Origin of the sequence: Streptomyces yatensis, from assembly GCF_018069625.1 — a bacterium.
GTDB classification, from domain to species: Bacteria; Actinomycetota; Actinomycetes; order Streptomycetales; family Streptomycetaceae; genus Streptomyces; species Streptomyces yatensis.
Genome location: NZ_CP072941.1, coordinates 2816711 through 2840793 on the forward strand (window position 1 = coordinate 2816711; position 24083 = coordinate 2840793).

A 24083-nucleotide genomic window follows, 5' to 3' on the forward strand; every position below is an offset into this window, starting at 1 on the left:
CGCCCCCGGGCAGCCCGCGTGGCCCAGCCGGGGACGACGGCCCCGGTGGGGCCGGGGCGCAGCCCCGATGGGGGCCGGGGGCTTGCCCCCGGTTCGGGGAAGGGCCACCGGCACCCCAGCCCGGGGTCAGGTCAGGAAGTCCGCCGCCAGGCGTTCCGCGGCGCGCTCCAGGAGGGGGCCGGCTTCGGCGATGCAGCGGGCCGGGTCGGGTTCCAGGTCGGTGAGGGGGTAGGCGCGGCGGATGCCCGCGTTGCCCAGGGCCACCGGGGCGAGGGCCAGACGGCCGCAGACGGCGACCACCTCGATGCCCCGCGCCCGGGCCGCCGCCGCGACGCCCGCCGGGGCCTTGCCGTGCAGGGTCTGCTCGTCCAGCGAGCCCTCCCCCGTGATCACCAGGTCCGCGCCCTCCAGCGCGGCGGGGAAGCCGAGGACGTCGAGCATCACCTCAATGCCGGGGCGGAAGGCCGCGCCCAGGCCGACGAGGGCGCCGAAGCCGATGCCGCCCGCGGCGCCCGCGCCGGGCGCGAGGGCGTACTCGGCGGCCGAGGCCCCGACCGCGCGCTCCAGGACGCCTACGTAGTGGGCGAGGGCGGCGTCCAGGGCCGCCACATCGTCCTCGCCCGCGCCCTTCTGCGGCCCGTAGACCGCCGCCGCGCCCTTCGGGCCGGTCAGGGGGTTGTCGACATCGCTGGCCAGGACGGTCTCGGTGTCGGCCAGGCGCGGGTCGAGACCGGACAGATCGGCCGTGGCGAGGTCGCGCAGCGGACCCCCGCCCGGCCCCACGGGCGTACCGTCCTCGCGCAGGAAACGCGCGCCGAGCGCGCTGAGCATCCCCGCGCCGCCGTCCGTCGTGGCGCTGCCGCCGACGCCGAAGACGATCGTGCGGGCGCCCGCGTCGAGCGCCGCGCGCAGCAGCTCGCCGCTGCCGTACGTGGTCGCGGTGAGCGGTGCGAACACCCCGTCCGGCAGATGGCGCAGCCCGGACGCCTCGGCCATCTCCACCACGGCCGTGGTCCCGCGCAGCGCGTACGCCGCCGTCACCGGCGCGCCCAGCGGCCCGGTGACCCGCGCCTCGCGCCGTTCGAACCCGGCCGCGACCGCCGCGTCCACCGTGCCGTCCCCGCCGTCGGCCACGGGCAGCGCCGCGATCCGCAGCCCCTCGCCGCCCTGGGGCGCGCCGCGGCGCAGTCCCGCCGTGACGCGCTCGGCGACCTCCACCGCCGTGAGCGAGCCCTTGAACTTGTCCGCGGCGATCAGTACGCGCTTCGGGGGCGTCGCCTGCCCCTCCGCCCACGTCTTGGACTCTGGCCGGGTCTCGGCCTCGGTCCCGGTCCCGCTCTCTTCCGCGGCCTCTGCCTTCGAAGCGCCCGTAGCGCCCATAGCGCCCGAAGTCTCCGTCGAAGCGTCCGTCACCTTGGTAACTCCTCGCATTCGCACAGGCGGTCGCGCCGCTGTGACCCTATCCGGCGCCGGCTCACCGGTACACCCACCTCATATGGGTACACCTGACCCATGGCCCTCAGCGGGAGCGCACTCGCGGACCGGATCCACGGCGGCTGGCTTGGCCGGATCGCCGGGAACATGCTCGGCAAGCCCATCGAAAACGGCGACCACTGGACCCGCGACCGCATCGACCGGTATCTGCGCCGCGCCGACGCCCTGCCGCTGACCGACTACCTCCCCGCGCTGGAGCCGCCGCCCGACCCGGTGGAGTTCGCGCTGCGCCCCGAGTGGCAGAGCTGCGTCCGCGGCCGGATCCACGGCAGCTGCCGCGACGACGACGTGGACTACTCCGTCCTCGGTCTGCACCTGCTGGAGACCCACGGCCCCGGCTTCACCACCGAGCAGGTCGGCGAGGTGTGGCTGCTGCGGCTGCCGTATCTGCAGACCTTCACCGCCGAGCGGGCCGCCTACCGCAACCTCACGGCCGGGGTGAAGCCGCCGCTCAGCGCGACCCTCGACAACCCGTACCAGGAGTGGATCGGCGCCCTGATCCGCGCCGACGTCCACGGCTGGGTCAACCCCGGCGATCCACAGCGGGCCGCCGCGATGGCCCGCCGGGACGCCGTCCTCTCCCACACCGGCAACGGGGTGTACGGGGCGATGTGGGCGGCCGCGCTGATCGCGGCCGCGTTCACGGCGGACGGTCCGCGCGCCGCCGTCGCGAGCGCCCTGGACCGGATCCCGCCGCGCTGCCGACTGGCCCGTACGGTGCGCCGGGCCGCGTCCCTGCACGACGCGGGCGTGGCGTGGGCGGACGCGCTCGCCCAGCTGGAGCGGGAGACCGCCGGGCTGCCCTGGATCCATGTGGTCCCCAACGCCGCCGTCCTCACGGCCGGGCTGCTCTACGGCGCGGGCGACTTCACGAAGACGATCGCCCTGACGGTGCGCGGCGGCCTGGACACCGACTCCAACGGCGCCACGGCCGGATCGATCGCGGGGGTGCTGTGCGGCGCGGCCGCCATCCCGCCGCAGTGGACCGAGCCGCTGGAGGACCGGGTGCGCAGCGCCGTCTTCGGCTTCGACGGCGCCCGCATCAGCGACCTGGCGGCCCGCACCCACCGGCTGGCGGTCTCGGCGGGGCACTAGGCGCTCCCGGCCGGCCCGGTGGGGGCTCTCGGCCGGCCCGGTGAGGCTCTCGGCCGGCCCGGTGGGGGCTCTCGGCCGGCCCGGTGAGGCTCTCGGCCGGCCCGGTGGGGCTCTCAGCGCCCGGCGGTGTCCCAATGACTGCCCAGCCAGCCGCCGTGGCTGTCGAGGAGGGCGACCAGGGAGGCGGCCCACACGGTCGTCCCACCCGTCCACCGCGGCCGTGAGCTCGAAGGCGGTTCCTGGGCCGCTGTGGAAGTCGAGGACGATCCGGCGGTCCAGCCGCCATCGGGTACGGCGCGGGGTGCGGTCGGGGTCGCCGCCCCCGTTGAGGATGCTGCCGATCACGATCAGCAGCTGGAGCGGGAGGAACAGCCAAAGCCGCTCGCCGCGGGCCGTGCGGCGTGCGTACGCTCGCCGCATGAGCAGCGAGACAACGCATCGGCCGCTGGTGGCGATCCTGAGCGGGGCGGGCATCTCCACCGACTCCGGGATCCCCGACTACCGCGGCCCGCAGGGGCTTTGGCGGCGCGACCCCGAGGCCGAGAAGCTCGTGACGTACGAGTACTACATGACCGACCCGGAGATCCGGCGCCGCTCCTGGCAGATGCGGCGCGACAGCGAGACGCTGCGCGCGCGGCCCAACGGGGCGCATGAGGCCGTCACCCGGCTGGAGCGCTCGGGGGTGCCGGTGCGGGTGATCACCCAGAACGTGGACGGGCTGCACCAGATCGCCGGGATGCCCGCGCGCAAGGTGCTCGAACTGCACGGCACCGCGCGGGCCGTGCTGTGCACCCACTGCGAGGCGCGGTCCGGGATGGCGGAGGCGCTGGAGCGGGTCGCGGCGGGTGAGCCGGATCCGACGTGCCAGGACTGCGGCGGGATCCTGAAGTCGGCCACCGTGATGTTCGGGGAGAGCCTCGATCCGGAGGTGCTGACCGAGGCGGTCGCGGTGGCGCAGGCGTGCGAGATCTTCATCGCGGTCGGCACCAGCCTCCAGGTCCAGCCCGCGGCCTCGCTCGCCGGGCTGGCCGCCGAGCACGGCGCCCGGCTGATCATCGTCAACGCCGAGCCGACGCCGTACGACGAGCTCGCGGACGAGGTCGTCCGCGAGCCCATCAGCACCGCGCTGCCCGCCCTGCTGGACCGCATCGCCGCGGGCTGATCGCCGACTTCGGCTTCAGAAGAGGCCGGGCAGTTCTTGCCGCGCCTCGAACTCCAGCAGCCGCCGCTTGCGGTCCAGGCCGCCGCCGTAGCCGGTGAGGCTGCCGCTGGAGCCGACGACGCGGTGGCAGGGGACGATGATGCCGACCGGGTTCTTGCCGTTGGCCAGGCCCACGGCACGGGACGCGGTCGGCTGCCCGATGTGGTCGGCGAGCTGCCCGTACGACCACGTCTCGCCGTACGGGATGCGCCGCAGCTCGGACCAGACGCGCCGCTGGAACGGCGTGCCGTCCAGGTGCAGGGGGAGGTCGAACGCGGTCAACTCGCCCTCGAAGTAGGCCGTGAGCTGGCGGACGGTCTCGGCGAAGGGCGCGTCGTCGGGGTCGCCGGGCGCGCCGAAGGTCTCCTCGGGCGGGCGGTGGCGCTGCTCGACCATGTAGAGGCCGGACAGGTGCTGGTCGGTGGCCACGAGGGTGAGGGGGCCGTAGGGGCTGTCCACGACGGTGTGGGTGCGGTTCATGGTCTTCCTCGGCGGGTTCGGGGGGTGCTGCGGTGTGGGTTGGGCGGCTTCCCCGGGTAACGGGCTGACGTTTCGCTGCCGGGTGCGCGCCGGTGGCCGTTTGTGCCCACCCGTTCCTCCCCCAGCTACCGCTGGGAGGTGCCCCCCGCGGAACGATTGCCCACAAACGGTCAGGCCGCAGGCAGGCGGTTGATGGCGTGGGCGGCGTCCGTCGCCCAGAGGTACTGGACGGCGTACGCGCGCCAGGGGCGCCAGCGCGTCGAGTGGCGGGTGAGGGCGCCGGGCGTGGCGGGCAGCCCCAGTTCGGCGGCGGCGCGCCGCACCCCGAGGTCGGTCGGGACGAAGGCGTCCGGGTCGCCGAGGGCACGCATCGCGATCACCTCGACGGTCCAGGGGCCGAGCCCCGGCAGCGTGCCCAGGGCCGCGCGGGCCTCGTCCCAGTCGCTGCCGACGCCGAGCGCGACCCGGCCCTCGGCGAGCGCGCCGACCAGCCCGGTGAGGGTGGCGCGGCGGGTGCGGGGCATGGCCAGCGTCTCGGGGTCCAGCCCGGCGAGGGCCTGGACGGACGGGAAGAGGTGGGTCAGGCCGCCCGCCGGGTCCTCCACCGGCTCGCCGTGCGCCGCGACCAGACGCCCGGCGTGGGTGCGGGCGGCCGCCGTGGACACCTGCTGGCCGAGGACGGCGCGCACCGCGAACTCCTCCGCGTCCACCGCGCCCGGCACCCGCCGCCCCGGGGCCTTGTCGACCAGCGGGGCCAGCTGAAGGTCCATACGCAGCAGGTCGTCCACGGCGGCCGGGTCCGCGTCGAGGTCCAGCAGCCGCCGGCAGCGGCTGATCGCCCCGGCCAGGTCGCGGAGGTCGGCCAGGGAGAGCTGGCAGGCGATGTGGTCCGGCCGCGGGCTCAGGGAGACGACCCCGGGCCCGTACGGCAGCCGCAGCGTCCGCCGGTAGGCGCCGTCGCGCCACTCCTCGACCCCGGGGACGGCGGTGGCGGCCAGATGCCCGAAGAGGTTGTCCGGGCACAGCGGCGCCCGGAACGGCAGCCGCAGCGTGAGCGCCCCCGGCACGCTGGCCCGCGGCCCGCGGATGGCCCGCTGCCGCAGCTCGGTCGGGGAGAGCGCGAAGACCTCCCGTACGGTCTCGTTGAACGCGCGGACGCTGGCGAAGCCGGCCGCGAAGGCGATGTCCGCCATCGGGAGCGCGCTGGTCTCTATGAGCAGCCGCGCGGTCTGCGCCCGCTGCGCCCTGGCCAGCGCGAGCGGGCCCGCGCCGAGCTCGGCGAGCAGCTGCCGCTCGACCTGCCGGGTGCTGTATCCCAGCCGGGCCGCCAGGCCCGGCACCCCGTCCCGGTCCACCACGCCGTCGGCGATCAGCCGCATGGCCCGCGCGACGAGGTCGGCGCGCTCGTTCCACTGCGGCGACCCGGGGCTGGCGTCCGGACGGCACCGCTTGCAGGCCCGGAAGCCCGCCTGCTGGGCGGAGGCGGCGCTGGGGTGGAACCGCATGTTCTCGGCCTTGGGCGCGACGACCGGACAGCTCGGCCGGCAGTAGATCCCGGTGGTCACGACGGCGACGAAGAACCACCCGTCGAAGCGGGCGTCCTTGGCCTGTGCGGCGCGGAGACAGCGGTCGGTGTCGGTGTGCATGGGTCCAGCATCCGTCAGCGGGCGGGTGCGTTCTCGCGGGAATCCGACATTGACCTCAGCGGGCGACGCCCGCCCGCGGCGCCCCGCGCCACGTTCCCGTTCCGGCGGTGTTTGGTGCGAAGGGGCAGACCGGGGGGCTGATGATCGGCATGATGAGGAAGGTGACGGAACACCGTGAGATACCCCTGGCGAACGGCACCACCGTACGGCTCGAACTGGCCCCCGTGGGGGACGCCTCCCTCGAGGACGCGTACGGCGGCGTCGGTGGCGTGACCCCGGTGGGGCGCGGTGCGCAGGCCGCGGCCGCCCTTGCCAACGCCGGGCTGAGCGTCATCCTCCAAGGGCTGGGGCAGGTGCTGGAGGAGGTGCACGACGCCGTCCGCTCGACTCCCCATCCGCCGCAGGAGTTCACCGTGCAGTTCGGGGTGCAGATCGGCCAGGACCTCAAACTCGGCATCGTGGGGGCCAACGGGAACGCCAACTTGACGCTCTCGGCCACCTGGAGGCTGTCGGAGCAGCCCGAGCCGACGGTGCCTCCGCAGACGCCGCATACCCCACAGACACCGCATACGCCACAGACACCGCATACGCCACAGCCGCCGCAGCCGTCCCGGCCCGGCTCCTCGGCCTGAGCCATGGGGTGGTTCCACGCACACGGGTCCCTGTCGCGGCCCGCCGTGTCCATTCTCGCCAAGGCCGACGGAAGACCGGCCGGCGCGGGCGTTCTGCTGCCCCGCCGCCATCTGCTGACCTGCGCTCATGTGGTCAACAGTGCCCTCGGAAAGGACCAGTTGGCCCCGGATCACCCGGGTCCGATCGCCGTTCCCGTACGGCTCCACGGACCGGAGCACACCGTCGAGGCCGAGGCCGAGCTGGCGGTCTGGATACCGCCGCGGACCGACGACGGCGGCCTGGGCGCCTTCGAGTGGAACGGCGACCTCGCCGTACTGCGGCTGTCCGCCGCTCTGCCGCCCGCGATCGAGCCGCCGCGCTGGCACCCGATGGCCCAGCGGCAGCTCGTACGCGCCTGGCACGGCAGCGGTGAGCCAGGGGTCTTCGCCGATGCCGAAGTGAGCGAATGCGACGGGCGGTTCGGCTACTTCGACGGCGCCGAGCGCGCCCTGGACATCGAACCCGCCTACAGCGGCGGCCCGTTGTGGTCCAACGAGGAGGGCGCCGTCGTCGGGCTCGTCACGGCGAAGCTCCGCATCCAGGGGACACTGCGCCGCGCCTGGGGGATCCCCTGGCAGCGGGTGGCGCGGGAGCTGCACGACGCCGGGGCGGGCCATCTGCTGCCACGTCAGCCCGAGGAGGACGTCCGCGACCACCCGGGCTACGCGGAGCTGGTCTCCCTGCTGGACGGGCCGCTGCCGCGGTCCGAGGGCTGGATCCGCTCCTGCCGTACGGTCGCCCGGCAGTGCGGCCTCGGCCATCGCGCGGACGGGGTGCCCTCCGCCGACGAGTTCGCCCATCTGCTGCTCACCCGGGGGCGTGCGCTGCCCGCGCTGGTCGAGGCGGTGCGCGGCACGGCGGGCCCGGCGGCCGACGACCTCCTCGCGATCGGACGCCGTTGCGGTCTGCCCAAGCTGCTCTCGCCGGGTGAGCACGAGCGGCTGCTGGTCCTGCTGCGCGCCCTGCCCACGGCCGCCGCGGCCGGTGTCCCCGGGGCCGTACGGGCGGCGCTGCCGCTGGCGGCCCTGCCCGCGGCGCTGCTCACCGGCGGCGAGGGCAGGCATGGCAGCGAGGGCGGCAGGGGCGGCGACGGCGGCCACGGTGATGAGGGCGGGAACGGCGCCGGCCCCGCCGGGCGGTTCGAGGCCCTGATCGCCCATCTGGAGGGGCTGCACGGCGACAGCTCGCCGCTCGACGACGGGGTCATGGCCGTGCCGGGCCTGCTGCGCGCCGTGGAGTTCGTGGCCGCCGGGTGCTGCCCGGCGGACCAGCGCATCGCGCTGCGGCGGTGGAACGCGGCGGTCGCCCGCCGCCTCGGCGTCCATGACGCCGCCATGACCGAACGCCGCCTCGAGGCCGAGCAGTGGGCACAGAGCGCCTCCCGGGGCTCCGCACCCCGCGTCGTGGCCAAGCTGGACCCCTACGGGCCCCCGTCGGGCGGCACATCGGCGACGGCGCGCGAGGAGCCGGAGCGGTACCGGCTGCGGCTGTGGTGCGACGACGGGGACGGGCTGCGCCAGGTGTCGGACGACAGCGAACGGCCGCGCGGCGCCGAGGAGGTGGCCCAGGAGATCTTCGCCGCCGTGGGCTCGCTGCGCCGCCCCGACCCGTCGGGGCCACGGCCCGTCATCGAACTGATCGTGGACCGGGACGCCCTGGAGGTGCCCGTGGACCGTTGGAAGGCCGCGGGGCCGGGCGCGGTGCTCCCCATGCGGCTCGGCACTCCGTACCCCCTGGTCGTCAACTGCCCCGAGCTGCGGGAGCTGAACGGGGGCACGATGCTCGACCAGTGGCGGGAGCGCTGGGTCCGGCTGGACGCCGAGGAGCCCGTGCACATCGACGACGCCACCGCCCCGGACCCGGAGGCGGTGTGCGGGCTGGTCATGGAGCGGCTCACCGCCCGGGTCACCATCGATGTGGCGGCCCACCGGCGCACCGGTGTGGTGCAGATGTGTCTCGCCGCGGGCATTCCGGTGGTGCTGTGGGACCGGAGCGGGGAGGCGGGATCCCCGGCCGTGCGCCACGCGGCGGGGGTGAGCGCCCGTGAACTGCCCGAAGCGGTACGGACCTACCGCACGAAGACCCTGCAGCGGCCCGAGGAGTACAGCGGACGGCCGGTGCTCGCCTGGGCCGACGCCGGGCGGGCGCTGCCACGGCTGGACCTCGCGGACCCCACGGAGTGACGGTGGGAAACCCAGGGGCTGTGGGACGCGGTGGCGGTGCTGGGCGGGGGCGGCGGGGCGTGATGACGGCAGGAGGCGCGCGATGTCCGCTGAGGCGGACCGAAAGGGAGGTTCCCCGATGAATCCACGGGAACGGCAGGACTGGCGGCTGTTCCGGGGGGACGGCGTGCCCCGGCGCGTGGAGATGCCGCCCGCCCCGCCGTGGCGCCGCTTCGGCGGCGGGGAGCGGACGGCCCCCGGCGGTGACGGAGAGCGGGCAGCCCCCGGCGGTGACGGAGAGCGGACGGCCCCCGGCGGGGACGGGGAACGGGCGCCGTCCGCTTCCGGTTCCGCGGGCCCGGCGCCGTATCTCATCTCGCCCGAACACGCCGACGTGGTCAACGCCGCCCTCCATCTGCGGCGCCCGCTGCTCGTCACCGGCAGCCCGGGGACCGGCAAGTCCTCGCTCGCGCGGGCGGTCGCGCATGAGATGGGTCTGGGCGAGGTGCTGCGCTGGCCGGTCAACAGCCGTTCCACCGTGCAGGACGCGCTCTACCGCTACGACGCGATCGGGCGGCTGCGCGAGACGGCCCTGACCCGCGACCGCGGCGAGACCGAGCCCGACATCGGCAGCTTCGTACGGCTGGGACCGCTGGGCACCGCGCTGGTGCCGGACGAACGCCCCCGGGTGCTGCTGGTCGACGAACTCGACAAGGGCGATGTCGACCTGCCGAACGACCTGCTGACCGTCTTCGAGGAGGGCGAGTTCGAGATCCCCGAGCTGGCCCGGCTGCCGGAGGACCAGTCGGTGGTGGAGGTGCTCACCGCACGGGCGGGCGAGCGGGCCACGGTGCGTCGGGGCCGGCTGGTGTGCGAGGAGTTCCCGGTCGTGGTGATCACCAGCAACGGTGAGCGCGACTTTCCGCCCGCCTTCCTGCGCCGCTGCGTACGGCTGGAGTTGCCCACCCCCGACGAGGGGCGGCTGCGGGCGATCGTCACCGCGCACCTGGGGGACGACGCGCTGGAGGAGGTCGATCAGTTGCTGGACGCCTTCCTCCGTCGACGCGCGGCCCGCGAGCTGGCGACCGATCAGCTGCTGAACGCCGTGTTCCTGCGGGCGGGCGGCATGGACGTGACGGCGGACGGGCTCCTGGAAGCGGTGCTGCACCGGCTGGGCGGGGCGGTGTAACGACGCATGAGCCGGGGTGACGCGAGGCGGGGTGACGCCGCGGGGCAGCGCGGCGGAGGGCGGTTGGGGCGGCTCGATGAGGCCGTGGGGCTCCTCGCCTCCAGCGGTCTCGCACTCTCCAGGGAGGAGCTGCTCGACGCGCTCTGGCTGGCCGGCCGGCTGCCCGAGGACGATGCGGAGCGGGCGCCCCTGGCCCGCGCGGTGACAGATGGCGGGACGGCACTGCCCGCCGAGCCGCCCGTACCCACCCACTCCTCCGCCGCCACGGCCTCCCCCGCCACGCCCGCCCACCGGACCCCCGAGCCGACCGCCCGACCGGCCACGCCCGCCCCTCTCCCGCAGCGGGCCGATCACTCCGCACCCGGCGTCCAGCCGCCGGACCCCGTCGAGGCGCACCCGGACGATCCGCCGGACCAGCCCCGCCCCCGCCCGCGTCGCGATCAGCGGCTGCGCGGCCTGTACGGCGGAAGCCAGGGCCCCGATACGGAAGGGGCGCCCGACGCGCGGCGGGCGCTGCCGCTGCGCGTGCCCGAGGACAAGGCGCTGCGCCAGGAGCTGTCCATCGGCCGTGCCCTGCGCCCGCTGAAACAGCACCGCCCCAATCCGCTCAAGCGGGAGTTCGACGAGGCGGCCACCGCCACGGCGCTGGCCGAGACCGGTCTGCCGGACGTGGTGACCCGCCCCGCCCGCGAGCGCTGGCTCGATCTCGCGCTCGTCATCGACGACGGGATGTCGATGCTGCTGTGGCGGCGGCTCGCCGTCGAACTGCGCACCGTGCTGCAGCGCTCGGGCGCGTTCCGCGTCGTGCGGGTGCTGGGCCTGCACACACGCGGCGCCGACGCCCCCGCGCTGCGCGCCCGCCCCTACGCCCCGGACGCGCCCCGGCTCCCCACGACGGCGCTCTCGGACCCCTCCGGGCACACGCTGGTGCTCGTGGTGAGCGACGGGGTGGGGGCCGCGTGGCGGGACGGGCGGATGGGGCAGGTGCTGGCGCGCTGGGCGGGGGTCGGCCCCACGGCGGTGGTGCACGCGCTGCCGCCCCGGCTGTGGGAGGGCTCCGGGATCCGGGCGCGGCGCTGGCAGGTGCGGACCCGCAGACCGGGCTCGGCCAATACGGACTGGACGGTCGCGGATCCGGTGCTGCCCGCCGCCCTGGCGCGGTTCGAGGGGGTGCCGGTGCCGGTGCTGGAACCGGACGCCGGACCGCTGGCCGACTGGGCCCGGCTGATCGCCTCCGCGAGCGGTACGGCGGTCCTGCCGCTGCTGGACCCGGGGCGCGGCGGCCCCCAGCCCGCCCGGGCCGCCACCGCCCCGGACCCGGCCGCCGCCCCCACCGTCCCCGGCCCGGCCGCCACCCCGACCCCGGCCGATGAGCTGAGCCGGGTGCAGCGCTTCCGGGACGCGGCGTCCCCGGAGGCGTACCGGCTGGCGGCCCATCTGGCCGCCGTGGCCCCGCTGCCGGTGCCGGTGATGCGGATGGTGCAGAAGGCGGTGGACGGCCGGACCGACACCGGACGTCTCGCCGAGGTGTTCCTGGGCGGCCTGATGCGCCCCGTCGCACCGCCCGCCTCGGCGGGACCGGACCCACTGCCGCCCGAACACCGTCCCTTCGCCTTCGCCGACGCGGCACAGCGGGCGCTGCTGGGCGCGGTACCGCTATCCGAACTGGTCGCGACCAGCAAGCTGATCGGCCGTCGCCTTGAGCAACTGGCCGGCCGCTCCCCCGACTTCCCGGCCTGGCTGGCCGACGCCCGCGGCACCGACCGGCTTCCGGCCGGCGCCCGGCCGTTCAGCGCGGTGGAGCGACGGCTGGCGGCCCGGCTGGGGGCGCCGTCGCTGTCGTCGGCGTTCGCGACCCGTACGGCGGCGCTGGCGTGGCGCCGCTTGGAGCCCGATGATCCGGGCACGATCGGTCCGTACCGGCTGACGATGGCCGGACCACCGGGAGCGCGGCTCAATCCGTATCTGGGCCGGGACGCATACGACGCGGAGGCCGTCGTCCAGGTGGCCCGGCGTCTGAGTGGCCGGCAGGCCGCCGACCTGCTGGCGGTGGAGGCGGAGGCGCTGCGCCGGATGGACGGCCGCTACGCCCGCCGTCTGCTGCGCGAGGGGCTGAACGACGACGTTCCGTGGATCGCGGAAGAAGCCTTCATCGGGGAACGGCTGGACTTCGTCCTACGCGGCGACGCCGAGCAGTGGGAGGACCGGCAGGACGACGCCCTCCTTACCAGTCCCGGGCGTTGGGACGGCCATACCGCCCTCGCACTCGCCCGCAAGGTCGCGGACGCGGTGCGGATCTCCGAGGCCGCGCGGATGGTGCACGGCGGCCTCAGCATCAGCACCGTGCATATCGCCGGTGAGGACGTCCTCCTGACCGGCTGGTCGTCGGCCACCATCGACGGGATGGCGTCCCCGGCGTCCGCCGGTGGCCGCCCGCCGACCTCCAAGGATGTCGTCGGTGCGCTGGGCGACATCCTGCTGTGCCTCGGCGGCGGGGCGCTGGCGCGTCACCCTGCCCCGGGGCTGTATTTCATGCCGCGCTGGAGCGGTGCCGTCTGGGAACCACTCCGCGCCGTGGTGATGGCATGCCGGGAGAACCCCGTCCACCACACCGCACGTGGGATCTGGGAGTTCCTCATGGACTTCCGGCCGGACGGCGCGCCACCGAATGCCCGCGCCGGGCAACCCCGGCCGCGCCCCGAGCACCCCACCGCCTGCCCGCTGTGCGGCAGTCCGCTGGCCCCGGACGACCGCTTCTGCGACACCTGCGGTGGGGATGTGTCGACGGCCCCACCCTCCTCGGCGCCGCCCGACCCCGCTCCCGCCCCCCGCCCGGAGCCCGAGAACACCCTGCCGACGATCAACGCCTATCGGGCGTACCGCAGGCTGGGCGGCAGTCGGGGGTACGGCGTCTATCTGGCCCGGCGGCCGGGCGCCTCGAACGATGTGGTGATACGCGTCGCCCCCGGCGGCACCGCCCAGGGCATCGGGCGACGGCTGCGGGCCGAGGCGGAGGCGCTGCGGCAGATGGCCGGGCACTACGCCCCCCGGCTCCTCCTCGACGCTTCCTCGCTCAACCCTCCGGGGCTCGTGGTGGAATGCGTCCGGCTCCCCGACGACTCCCCGGCACCGCCGCTCTCCTCGCTCCTGGGCCGAAGGCCCGACGGCTCCCCCCTGTTGGACGCCGTGCGGGCCGCCACCATCGGCCTCCGCATCGCCGAGGCGGTGAACATGTGCTCGCTGAAGGGCGTCGCGCCAGGGCCGCTCACGGCGGACACCGTGCTCGTCACCGACAGCACGGTGAAGCTGATCGGCTGGACCGACGCGAGCGTCAACGCCCGCCTTCCGGGCGCCCCCGCCTCCGCGGACAGCGTCTACGCGATGGGCGAGATCCTCCGCGCCCTGAGCGACGCGCAGCCGACCGGTGACCTCGTCCGCACCATGGACCTGTGGCGCAATCCCCAACTGCTCTCGACCATCTCCGCCTGTCTGGACGACCGGCCGGGCAGGCGACCCTCGGCGGGGCGGGTGGCGGACGTCTTCGTCCAGTGCCTGACGGCCACGCCGACCTTCGCCCCCACGTCGTACGAGTCCGTGTCGACGGACGCCCAACTCCCGGACGACCCGGCGCCGGACACGTCCGTCCCCGGCCCTGAGGTGCCGCTTCCGGAGCAACCCGAGGCCCCGCCCGCCCGCGCCGCACGCCCCAGCCGCCTGACGGCCATTCTCCGGAACGCCGGATTCGGCAGAAGTGCCCGGCGGCAACGCAGACGGGAGGCGATCCTGAGGGACCTGACGGTCTGCCACCGCATCGCGGTGATCAGCCACCCGATCGGGGTCGGGCGGACCGCCACGACCCTCGCGCTCGGCGCCATCTTCGCGAGCGAGCGCGAGGAGCGCGTCCTCGCGGTCGACGCGATCCCCGGCGGCCGGGGTCTCACCCGTCGCGTTCATCACGAGACCGGGGCGACCATACGTGATCTGGCGCACAGTGATCCGCTTCCCGACGACTATCCGTCCCTGGAGCCATTCACCACACGGAAGCCGTCCGGACTCGAGATCCTCGCGGGGGACTATGACCTACGGAGTCACGGAACCCGGCGAGTCCCGATCACCAACGAGGAGTACCGCCGCGTCATCGGGGCGCTGAGCAGGCACTACGCGATCATTCTCGCCGACTCGGACGCCGACGCGTCCCACACCGGCATGCGGGGCGTGATCGACCTCGCCGACCAGCTGATCATCGTCACCACCCCGTCCGCGGAACTCACGAACAGCGCGCACACGATCCTGGACCGGCTGGCCGGGGACGGCCGCGCGGACCTGGTACGAAACGCCATCACCGTGATCAGCACATCACACGAGACGTCCCAGCCCGACCCGAGAGAAGACCCGGTCACGGAGTTCCGGGCCCGTTGCCGCGACGTGGTCGTCGTGCCGTACGACGACCATGTGGCCGCCGGGAGGGAAATCGACCTCGCACAGCTGACGCCCAGGACCTTCGACGCCTACCTCGATCTCGCGGCGCTGGTCGCGGAGGGGTTCCCCGGGGCCGGGACATAGCGCCCGCCGTGAGGGCCTATCCTCTACGCCATGTCCGCCGATTTGATCCGCATCGTCTCCCGCTCCTCCCCCATGGCCCTCGCCCAGGTCGAGCGGGTCCGCGCCGAGCTGGCCGCGCTGCGGCCGGGCATCCGTACGGAGGTCGTGCCGGTCACCACCTCAGGGGACCGCTGGATGGGCGATCTGTCGAAGCTGGGCGGGAAGGGGGCGTTCACCAAGGAGGTGGACGCCGCGCTGCTGGCGGGCGAGGCGGACCTCGCGGTGCACTGCATCAAGGACGTGCCCGCCGACCGGCCGCTGCCCGCGGGCACGGTCTTCGCCGCCTACCTCAAGCGGGACGACATCCGCGACGCCGTGATCCACCCCGAGGGGCTGACCCTCGACGAGATGCCCGCGGGGTCCCGGATCGGCACCTCCTCCGTCCGCCGCATCGCCCAGCTGGCCATCACCCACCCGGAGCTGGAGTGCGTGCCGATGCGCGGCAACGCCAACCGCCGGCTGGAGAAGCTGGACGCGGGCGAGTGCGAGGCGCTGATGCTGGCCGTCTCGGGGCTGGAGCGGATCGGCCGCACGGACCGGATCAGCGAGATCCTGCCGGTGGACACCATGTGCCCGCCGATCGGGGCCGGGGTGCTGGGGCTGCAGTGCCGCGAGGACGACACCGAGACGATCGACGCGGTGGCCGGGCTCGGCGACGCCGACGTCTGGAAGGAAATCAGCGCGGAGCGGATGCTGCTGCATGTGCTGCAGGGGCACTGCAACTCCCCCATCGCGGGCTACGCCAGGGCCGAGCGCGACGGCCGGCTCTCGCTGCGCGCCCGGGTCTTCAGCCCGGACGGCAAGACGGTGCTGGACGCCCACGAGTGGGCGGGCCCGCTGGACCCGGCCACGCTGGGGACGTCGGTCGCGGTGGCGCTGCTGCGGCAGGGCGCCCGCGAGGTCATCGACACGATCCCGCACTGAGGCGGGTTCCCGCCGCCGTCCGGGCCTCCGTGCCCTACCGCGCCCGCAGCCTCCGCCACACCGCCCGCGCCGCATGGTGCCCCGACATGCCGTGGACGCCGGGCCCCGGTGGGGTGGCGGAGGAGCACAGGAAGACCGCCGGGTGGGCGGTGGCGTACGGGACGCGGGCGAGCCCCGGCCGTATGACCGCCTGGATGCCCTCGAAGGCGCCGCAGGCGATGTCGCCGTCGATGTAGTTGGCGTTGCGCGCGGCGAGTTCGGGCGGTCCGGCCACCGCGCGGGCCAGGACGAGATCCCGGAAACCGGGGGCGAAGCGCTCGATCTGACGCTCGATCACCTCGGTGGCGTCGCCCTTCCACCCGCTGGGCACATGGCCGTACGCCCAGAAGGTGTGCTTGCCCTCCGGGGCCCGTGAGGGGTCGAGCAGGGTCGGCTGAGAGGTGATCAGGAACGGCACGGAGGGGTCGCGCCCCTCGACGGCGGCCCGCAGCGCCGCGCCGATCTCGCCCGAGGTGGGGCCGACATGGACGGTGCCCGCGCGCCGGGCCTCGGGCGCGGTCCACGGCACCGGGCCGGACATCGCGTAGTCGATTTTGAAGGCGCTGGCCCCGTAACGGTAGTGACGGTAGGCGTTGCCGAGACCGGCGATCCGGGCCAGGGCGCGCGGCGAGGTGTCGAAGATGTACGCGCGGGCTGGCGGCAGCTCGTCGAGCCGCTTGACCTCGGTGGAGACGTGGATCGTCCCGCCGTTCTCCCGTAGATACGCCCCCAGGGCGTCCACGATCGACTGGGAGCCGCCGCGCGGAATCGGCCAGCCGACCTCATGGGCCGCCACGGCGAAGATCAGGGCGGGTCCGCCGGTGGCCGGCGCGCTGGTCGGCGCGATGGCGTGCCCGGCCAGCCCGGTGAACAGGGCGCGCGCCTTCTCGTCCCGGAAGCGCAGCGGCCCGGCGAGCAGCGAGACCGGCTGCAGCGCGTGCAGCCCGAAGCGGGCCCAGGTGATCGGGTCGCGGGGCACACCGTCCCAGGCGGTGCGCAGTACATCGGGGGCGAGGGTGGCCCATTTGCCCAGATAGGGCGCCAGCAGCCGGCGGTAGGTACCGGCGTCGCGCGGGCCGAGCGACCTGGCGGTCTCGCCGACCGAGCGGGCCAGCACCGCGGCCGAGCCGTCGGGGAAGGGGTGGGCCAGCGGCAGTTCGGGGTGGAGCCACTCCAGGCCGTGCCGGGCGAGCGGCATCCGCTCGAAGGCCGGGGAGCCGATGGCGAGGGGGTGCACGGCGGAGCAGGGGTCGTGCCGGAAGCCCGGGAGGGTCAGCTCTTCGGTGCGGGACCCCCCGCCGATGGTGTCCGCGGCCTCGAAGATCTCCACCGCACAGCCGCGGCGGGCGAGTTCGACGGCCGCGGTCAGCCCGTTCGGCCCGGCACCCACAACGACCGCGTCGAGCATGGACGGCACCTCGGCCCCCTCGTCCTTGAGGAATCAGTGGAACGATCAGCCGGCGGCGGCCAGCAAGCCCAGGATATGCGCAACGGTCGCCTCGTCCCTGGCCGCCGTGAAAGGAAGGGCATTGCCCCCGCTGATCCGGAACAGCTTGCCGTCGAGCGTGGCATGTGCCCCGCCCGCCTCACCGACCAGCAGCAGACCGGCGGCGTGGTCCCAGGCGTTCTCCCAGGTGAAGGCGACGGCGTCGAGCAGCCCCCGGGCCACGTTCAGATATTCCAGACCGGCCGAACCGCAGGGGCGCACCTCAACTCCCGGCACCTGCAGGCCGGACAGGGCGCGCTTCTCCGCGTCGGTGGTGAAGTCGTAGTGGGAGACGGCGACGTGGAGGACCGCGCCGGGCTCCGGGGAGCCGCAGTGGATCGGCTCGCCGTTCAGCAGCGCGCCTCCGCCACGGCGGGCGATGGCCATCTGGTCGAACACCGGGGCGTAGGTCCAGGACGCGAGGAGCTCTTCGCGGTGCGCGAGGGTGACCAGCGTCGCGAAGCCGGGGTCGCCGTGGACGAACTGCCGGGTGCCGTCGACCGGGTCCACGATCCATACGGGTGCGTCGCCACCGAGGGCGGTGAGCACGGCCGGATCGGCGTGCACCGCCTCCTCGCCCACCACCACGGAGCCGGGCAGCAGCTTGGTGAGGGCGTCGGTCAGATGCTCCTCGGCCTGCCGGTCGGCGATGGTCACCAGGTCGTGCGGACCATTCTTCTCCACGATCTCGTGGGCGGCGAGCTGCCGGTAGCGCGGCATGACCTCGTCGGCGACCGCCGTGCGGATCGCCTCCTCCACCGCGCCGAGATCACCGGCGAGAAATTCATCGATCATGCGTTCATCGAATCATGTCTCAGCGACGACAGATGGCATACCGGCTGCCGGACGATGTCATCGAGGTGAAGGGAGCGACCGCCGCAAATCCCCTTTCGACCGGCATCCCGACCCACCCCGCCGACCCGCGGGTGCCGCGGGTGCCGCGGGGCCGCGGGGCCGCGGGGCCGCCGGGCCGCGGGGTTGCGGGGCCGCCAGGCCGCCGGGCCGCGGGATTGCGGGGCGCGGGGTTGCGGGGGCCGCCAGGCCGCCGGGCCGCCAGGCCGCCAGGCCGCGGGGTTGCGGGGCCGCGGGGTTGCGGGGCCGCCAGGCCGCGGGGCCGCGGGGCCGCCAGGCCGCCGGGCCGCCGGGCCGCCGGGCCGCGGGGCCGCGGGGCCGCCAGGCCGCCGGGCCGCGGGGCCGCGGGGCCGCCGGGCGGCGGGGCCGCGGGGCGCGTGAACGGGAACGGGAACGGGCGCGGTGCCGGACGCCGTGGGCCGCGCGCCTTGGGCGTGGTGCCGGACGCCGCGGGCGCGGTGCCGCATGCCGCAGCACGGCGCCGGACGCTGCGGGCGTGGTGCCGGACGCTGCGGGCACGGTGCCGGACGCCGCGGGCCGCGCGCAGTGCGAATGCCGCAGGCGCGGGAAGGGGTGCGGAACGGAAGCGTTGGCAGGCGTCGCGGCGCGGGTACGAGCGTCCCGCCGCGCGCCCGGGGCCCGGGAACGAGGACGCCGCGGGCGCGGGAACCGGCGCGGAGTCAGGCGCCGCGGGCGCGGAACGCAAGCGCTGCCGGACGCCCAGCGCCCGGGAACCAAGGCCGCGCCGCTGCGTGCCCGGGGCCCCGGAACGGACGCGCCGCCGTGCGCCAGGCGTGGCGCAGGACCACGCACGGCGCCTGGCAGGGGTCAGGGCACGCGTTCGGTGGGGCGGTCTGTGGTGGGTTCGGGGGTGGGGGCTGCCGGGTCGCGGGGGCGGGGGGCGGTGGTGAGGAGGCCCAGGGTCGCGATGGCGAGGCCGCAGCCTGCCATGATCGCCCAGCCCAGATGGCTGGCCCCGGGGAAGCCGGAGGCGAAGGGGCCGTGCACCCGGGCGGTGGAGACCGAGCCGAGGACGGCGACGCCGAGGGCCGCCCCCACCTGGCGGCCGGTGGAGGTGACCGCGGCGGCCACCCCCGCCTGGGAGCGCGGCATCCCGGACACGGCCGAGTAGGTGAGCGGGGCGTCGAGCATGCCGAAGCCGATGCCGAACGCCACGTAGGCGATCACGAGGTACCAGATGGGGGTGTCCGCGCCCACCTGGGTCAGCAGCAGCCCGCACCCCGCCGTACCGGCCCCGGCGATCACCATGGGGATACGCGGGCCGCGGGCGCCGACGATACGGCCCGCGAGCGGTGAGGAGACCAGCGTCATGGCCGCCATCGGCAGCGTGAGCAGCCCGGTGTGCAGCGGGGAGAAGTCCCGTACGTCCTGCAGATACAGGGCGTTGAGGAAAAGGAACCCGGCGAGCGCGGCGAAACCGCACACCGCCGAGGCGATGGCGCCGCTGAAGGAGGGGCTGCGGAAGAAGCGGACGTCCAGCAGCGGTTCGGCGCGGCGCAGTTCATAGCGGATGAGGGTGGCGGCGGCGACGGCCGCGACGGTGAAGCAGCCGATGATCTGCGCCGAGCCCCAGCCCCTGACCGGGCCCTCGATGATGCCGAAGGTGAGCGTCGCGAACAGCACGATCACCAGCAGCTGTCCCACCGGATCGAGCCGGCGCGGCCGCGGGGCCTTGGACTCGGGGACGAACAGCGCGGTGAGGACGAGGGCGAGGGCGGCGACCGGGAGGTTGACCCAGAAGACGGCCTGCCAGCCGGTCGAGTCCACCAGCGCGCCGCCGACGACGGGCCCCAGCGCGATGCTCACCCCCGCGACCGCGCCCCAGAGCCCGATCGCCCTGGCCCGCTCCTTGAGGTCGGTGAAGGTGTTGGCGATGATCGAGACCGCGACGGGGTTGAGCATGGCCCCGCCCATGGCCTGCACCATCCGGAAGGCGATCAGCGAACCGGTGTCGGTGGCGAGCCCGCACAGCAGTGACCCCAGGCTGAACAGCAGCAGCCCGGTCTGGAAGGTCCGGCGCCTGCCGAACCGGTCGGCCATGGAGCCGGAGAGCATCAGCAGGCTGGCGAGCACCACGGTGTAGGAGTCCACCGTCCACTGCAGTCCCGAGGGCGAGGCGTCCAGATCCTCCTGGATGGACGGCAGGGCGAGATTCACGATGGTGGTGTCGAGGCCCACCATGAACAGGCTGATGCAGCAGATCCCCAGGATCAGCCACTTATGGCGGTGGTGCGGCGGCGGACCGTCTTCGCCGTCCGCGTCGCCCGGGGTGGCTTGGCTCATGGAGCCGGCCATGGTTCGCCTCCTGATCGGGGCGGGTCATGCCCCGGCGCACGGACCGCTGCGACCTCCGCATCGAAGGGTCCGCCCGCCGGGGTGCCTCGCCCGGGTTCCGGACTATGCCTTGCGGCCGGTGATCACGACGGTGTCCGCGCCGAGGGGCAGCCGTCCGGTGGGCTCGAAGCCCACCGTGCGGAACCACTCCTCGTACTCGGCGCCCGTGTAGACCATGCCCTCGCCGGAGGCGATGGTGTGGAAGTAGGCGGACAGCATCGCCGCCCGCTCGGGCCCGGTGCCGTCGTCGTCCTGGCGCGGGGTGACCACGTAGATCCGGCCGCCGGGCGGGAGGGCGCGGGCGGCCTTGGCGAGCAGTTCCTGGATCCGCTCGGCGGACCAGATCTCCAGGAAGTGGGCGAAGAGCACTCCGTCGCAGCCGGTCGGGAACTCGTCGTGGAAGGCGTCGAGGCTCACCGCCCGCACCCGGTCGGCCAGCCCGAGCTTCCCGATCTTCTCGTTGGCTGCGGTGGCCACGGAGGGCAGATCGGCGATGGTGATGCGCAGGTCCGGCCAGCGGGCGGCGAGGTTGCCGGCGTTGATGGCCGTTCCGCCGCCGATGTCCAGGAGGTGGCCGCACCCCGAGAGGTCCAGCTTCTCGCCCAGTTCGGCGCCCACGAGCCTGCTCACCGACGACATCATGGTGTGGAATGTGGTCTCCAGCTCGGGATTTTCGGCGAGCCGCCCGTAGAGGGTGGGCGCCGTTCCCGGAATTTCCCGCCGCAGACCGAGGTTGGTGTCTTCCTTGAGGGATTCACAGAACCAGGCCATCGCCCGGTAGATACCGTGCTGTTCCCAGGGAATGTTGGAGGCGGGCGCCTCGTCGAAGTTTGCGGTCAGCGGCTTCGAGAGCGGGGTGGTGTGGTAACCCTCGCCGTCCTTGTGCAAAAGCCCGAATACCGTACAGCCGAGAAGGAGGATGCGGGTGGGCTGCTCCTTGAGGTCCAGCCGTGCGGCGATCTCCCGCACGGCCAGACCCGGTTCCTTCTCCACCAACGCGAAGAGCCCCAACTGGAATCCCGCGCTCAGGAACTGAAACCGATAGTGGGCCTTGTAGAGCCCTCTGAGCTCCACATCTATCGGTACCTCGGTTTGTGTCATGCCCAACCCTTCTCTGACAAGGAGTCGTTCAGCCGACGGCACATCAGAGCACAAAATCCGAGGTGATTGTAACCATGTTCGAAGGTTTCAGGGGGCGGGAGCGTCTTTTGTTCGCCGGGCCCCGACGGGCAGCATCAGGGCCGTATACAGGACCAATGAAGCCCCGAGTCCGACCGCCCATCCATAGTCGGCGAGCGGCCGAAGAAACGGAATTAACCCTTCCTTGGGAAAAGGCCCTTTGCCGGGCTGGGAGGCGGAACCGCCCACCGCGAGCACACCGCCCACCACGAAGGCGACAACCGCCCGCCAGTTCCAACCGGATGCATACCAATAGCGCCCTTTGGTCCGATACAGATCGGCGAGATCGAGAACGGTACGGCGAATGATCCAGTAGTCGGCGATCAGGACGCCCGCGACCGTGCCGAGCAGTCCGCCGACCACCCCGAGCCAGGTGAAGATGTACAGCTCGGGGGTGGAGGTGAGCTTCCAGGGGAAGATGAGCACCCCGACGATGCCGGTGATCAGCGCCCCGGTACGGAAGGTGATGAACTTCGGCGCGAGATTGGCCAGGTCGTACGCGGGCGAGACCACATTGGCCGCGATATTGACCGAGACGGTGGCGATCAGCACCGTGACCAGCGCGAAGAGCAGGCCGAAGACATTGTCCGCCTTGCCCGCGAGCGCCACCGGGTCCCAGATCGGCTCCCCGTAGACCGCCTCGGAACCGGAGGTCACGAAGACCGACAGCAGTGCGAAGGCGGTCATGGTGGTGGGCAGCCCCAGCGTCTGGCCCCACACCTGGGCCCGCTGCCCCGCGCCGAAGCGGGTGAAGTCGGGGATGTTCAGCGAGAGGGTGGACCAGAAGCCGATCATGCCCATCAGGGCGGGGAAGAAGACCGGCCAGAAGTCGCTGCCCCAGCCCAGCCGGGAGGGCTGGTCGAGCAGCGAGCCGAAGCCGCCCGCCTTGTCCGCGATCCACACCAGCAGCACCACGGCTCCGACGAGGACGAAGGGCGCGGCCCAGTTCTCGAAGCGGCGCAGGGTCTCCATGCCGCGGTAGATGATGGCCAGCTCCAGCACCCAGAAGACGAGGAAGCACAGCCACAGCGTCCAGGGGTAACCGGCGATCTCCCCGGCCCTCTCCCAGCCGCCCCCGACGACCTTGCCCAGCAGGATGTAGATGCCCTGCCCGCCGATCCAGGTCTGGATGCCGAACCAGGCACAGGCCACGGCGGCGCGGATCAGCGCCGGGAGGTTGGCGCCGCGCAGCCCGAAGGAGGCGCGGGCCAGCACGGGGAAGGGGATGCCGTACTTGGGCCCGGCGTGGCCGGTGAGCAGCATCGGCAGCAGGACGACGACATTGGCGACGGCGATGGTGAAGACGGCCTGCTTCCAGTCCATGCCGAGCGCGACCAGGCCGGAGGCGAGCGTCCAGGAGGGGATGTTGTGGGCCATGCCCACCCACAGCGCGGTGAAGTTGTAGGTGGTCCAGCGGCGTTCGGCCACCGGCACCGGGCGCAGGTCCTCGTTGCTGAAGCGGTGGTCGTCCAGGGTCGCACCGGGCGGCAGCTCCACCCGGCCGTCGGGGTGGGAGGTGACCGGGTCCGGCTCGGCAGGGGGCGGTGCGGTAGCGGTCATGGGGACCCTCTTCGTTCGTACGGAAGGTGTCGGGGAGTGCGGAACGAACGAGGGCCGTACGGGGCCCGGGTGCCGGCCGGTGGTGGGCCGGCCGGCGGATGTGGTGTTCGGACGTACGGGCGCTCGGCTGAGGTTCAGCCGGTCAGCCGGTCAGCGCGGGGATGACCCGCTCGCCGTACGCGTCGAGCGTGCGCTCCTTCGCGTCATGCATCGCATAGACGGCGAACTGGTCGACTCCCAGGGCGCGCAGCCGCTCCAGCTTCTCGACATGCGCCTCGGCCGGGCCGAGCAGACAGAACCGGTCGACGATCTCATCGGGGACGAAGGCCGTGTCCGGATTGCCGCTGCGGCCGTGGTGCGCGTAGTCGTACCCCTGCCGCTCCTTGATGTACGCGGTCAGGGACTCGGGGACGGCGCCGGAGTGCTCGCCGTAGCGGGACACCAGGTCGGCCACATGGTTGCCGACCATGCCGCCGAACCAGCGGCACTGCTCACGGGCGTGGGCCAGGTCGTCGCCGACATACGCCGGGGCGGCGACACAGATGGTGACCGCGTCCGGATCCCGCCCGGCCTCGGCGGCGGCGGTGCGCACCGCCTTGACCATCCACTCCGTCAGGAACGGGTCGGCGAGCTGCAGGATGAAACCGTCGGCCTTCTGCCCGGCCAGCGCGAGCGCCTTGGGGCCGTACGCCGCCATCCACACCGGCAGCCTGCTGTCCTCGATCCAGGGGATGTGCATCCGGCTGCCGTCCACGACGGCCTCCCTGCCCTCCGCCAGCTCGCGGATGGCGTCGATGGCCTCGCCGAGGCGGGCGAGGGTGTTGGGCTTGCGCCCGGCCACCCGCAGCGCGGAGTCACCGCGGCCGATACCGCAGACCGTGCGGTTGCCGTACATCTCGTTGAGGGTGGCGAAGGTGGAGGCGGTCACCTCCCAGGTGCGGGTGCCCGGGTTGGTGACCATGGGGCCGACGATCAGCCGCTCGGTGCGGGCCAGGATCTGGCTGTAGATGACGAACGGCTCCTGCCACAGCACGGCGGAGTCGAAGGTCCAGCCGTAGCCGAAGCCGTTGCGCTCGGCGCGGCGCATCAGCTCGACGACGGCCGAGGCGGGTGGATCGGTCTGCAGCACGAGTCCGAAGTCCATGCT

16 protein-coding genes are annotated in these 24083 nt (G+C 73.9%); 7 read left to right on the plus strand and 9 right to left on the minus strand.

The genetic code is table 11. From position 1 onward, the window contains the following. Positions 1-126: 126 nt before the first annotated feature. Complete coding sequence (locus J8403_RS11305) at positions 127-1380, minus strand: glycerate kinase (protein WP_246585802.1); 1254 nt, start codon at positions 1378-1380, stop codon at positions 127-129. A gap of 132 nt (positions 1381-1512) precedes the next feature. Between J8403_RS11305 and J8403_RS11310 the strand changes: the two genes are divergently transcribed. Both J8403_RS11310 and J8403_RS11315 read left to right on the plus strand, forming a co-directional pair. Further along, positions 1513-2589, plus strand: coding sequence for an ADP-ribosylglycohydrolase family protein (locus J8403_RS11310; protein ID WP_211123077.1), 1077 nt, complete (start codon positions 1513-1515; stop codon positions 2587-2589). A gap of 418 nt (positions 2590-3007) precedes the next feature. Further along, on the plus strand, positions 3008-3751 hold the full coding sequence (locus J8403_RS11315) for an SIR2 family NAD-dependent protein deacylase (protein WP_211123078.1): 744 nt from the start codon (positions 3008-3010) through the stop codon (positions 3749-3751). A gap of 15 nt (positions 3752-3766) precedes the next feature. Here the strand turns inward: J8403_RS11315 and J8403_RS11320 are convergent, their stop codons facing one another. Together J8403_RS11320 and J8403_RS11325 are read right to left on the minus strand one after the other, a co-directional pair. Further along, positions 3767-4270, minus strand: coding sequence for a methylated-DNA--[protein]-cysteine S-methyltransferase (locus tag J8403_RS11320; protein WP_211123079.1), 504 nt, complete (start codon positions 4268-4270; stop codon positions 3767-3769). A 170-nt stretch (positions 4271-4440) separates the two neighbouring features. Further along, positions 4441-5916 (minus strand): DNA-3-methyladenine glycosylase 2 family protein, encoded by a 1476-nt coding sequence (locus J8403_RS11325; protein ID WP_211123080.1) that lies wholly within the window; start codon positions 5914-5916, stop codon positions 4441-4443. A 152-nt stretch (positions 5917-6068) separates the two neighbouring features. Between J8403_RS11325 and J8403_RS11330 the strand changes: the two genes are divergently transcribed. The 5 genes from J8403_RS11330 to hemC all read left to right on the plus strand — a co-directional run bounded on the left by J8403_RS11330 (position 6069) and on the right by hemC (position 15465). Then, the gene (locus J8403_RS11330) at positions 6069-6548 is read left to right on the plus strand and encodes a CU044_2847 family protein (RefSeq protein WP_343245285.1); all 480 of its coding nucleotides are present in this window, start codon (positions 6069-6071) and stop codon (positions 6546-6548) included. Positions 6549-6593: 45 nt separating this feature from the next. Beyond that, a complete protein-coding gene (locus tag J8403_RS11335) occupies positions 6594-8771 on the plus strand; it encodes a VMAP-C domain-containing protein (protein ID WP_246585804.1) in 2178 nt (725 codons plus the stop codon). Positions 8772-8889: 118 nt separating this feature from the next. After that, positions 8890-9939, plus strand: a complete 1050-nt coding sequence (locus J8403_RS11340; RefSeq protein ID WP_246585805.1) for an AAA family ATPase — start codon at positions 8890-8892, stop codon at positions 9937-9939. Between the two features lie 63 nt (positions 9940-10002). Continuing rightward, positions 10003-14502: an SAV_2336 N-terminal domain-related protein gene (locus J8403_RS11345; protein ID WP_246585806.1), complete on the plus strand. Its 4500-nt coding sequence runs from the start codon at positions 10003-10005 to the stop codon at positions 14500-14502. A 30-nt stretch (positions 14503-14532) separates the two neighbouring features. Next, entirely contained in the window at positions 14533-15465 is a 933-nt protein-coding gene (gene hemC / locus J8403_RS11350) for a hydroxymethylbilane synthase (protein WP_211123083.1), read from the plus strand. Between the two features lie 34 nt (positions 15466-15499). Here hemC and J8403_RS11355 read toward each other — a convergent pair whose 3' ends face one another. The 6 genes from J8403_RS11355 to J8403_RS11380 form a co-directional block, all read right to left on the minus strand. Further along, on the minus strand, positions 15500-16912 hold the full coding sequence (locus J8403_RS11355) for a phytoene desaturase family protein (protein WP_211123084.1): 1413 nt from the start codon (positions 16910-16912) through the stop codon (positions 15500-15502). A gap of 45 nt (positions 16913-16957) precedes the next feature. Beyond that, positions 16958-17785: an inositol monophosphatase family protein gene (locus J8403_RS11360; RefSeq protein WP_211123085.1), complete on the minus strand. Its 828-nt coding sequence runs from the start codon at positions 17783-17785 to the stop codon at positions 16958-16960. A gap of 885 nt (positions 17786-18670) precedes the next feature. After that, positions 18671-20158, minus strand: a complete 1488-nt coding sequence (locus J8403_RS11365) for an MFS transporter (RefSeq protein WP_211123086.1) — start codon at positions 20156-20158, stop codon at positions 18671-18673. A gap of 102 nt (positions 20159-20260) precedes the next feature. After that, the gene (locus J8403_RS11370; protein ID WP_211123087.1) at positions 20261-21298 is read right to left on the minus strand and encodes a methyltransferase; all 1038 of its coding nucleotides are present in this window, start codon (positions 21296-21298) and stop codon (positions 20261-20263) included. 87 nt (positions 21299-21385) lie between these two features. After that, positions 21386-22936, minus strand: coding sequence for an NCS1 family nucleobase:cation symporter-1 (locus tag J8403_RS11375; RefSeq protein ID WP_211123088.1), 1551 nt, complete (start codon positions 22934-22936; stop codon positions 21386-21388). Between the two features lie 142 nt (positions 22937-23078). Continuing rightward, positions 23079-24080 (minus strand): TIGR03842 family LLM class F420-dependent oxidoreductase, encoded by a 1002-nt coding sequence (locus tag J8403_RS11380; RefSeq protein WP_211123089.1) that lies wholly within the window; start codon positions 24078-24080, stop codon positions 23079-23081. Between the last annotated feature and the right edge of the window lie 3 nt (positions 24081-24083).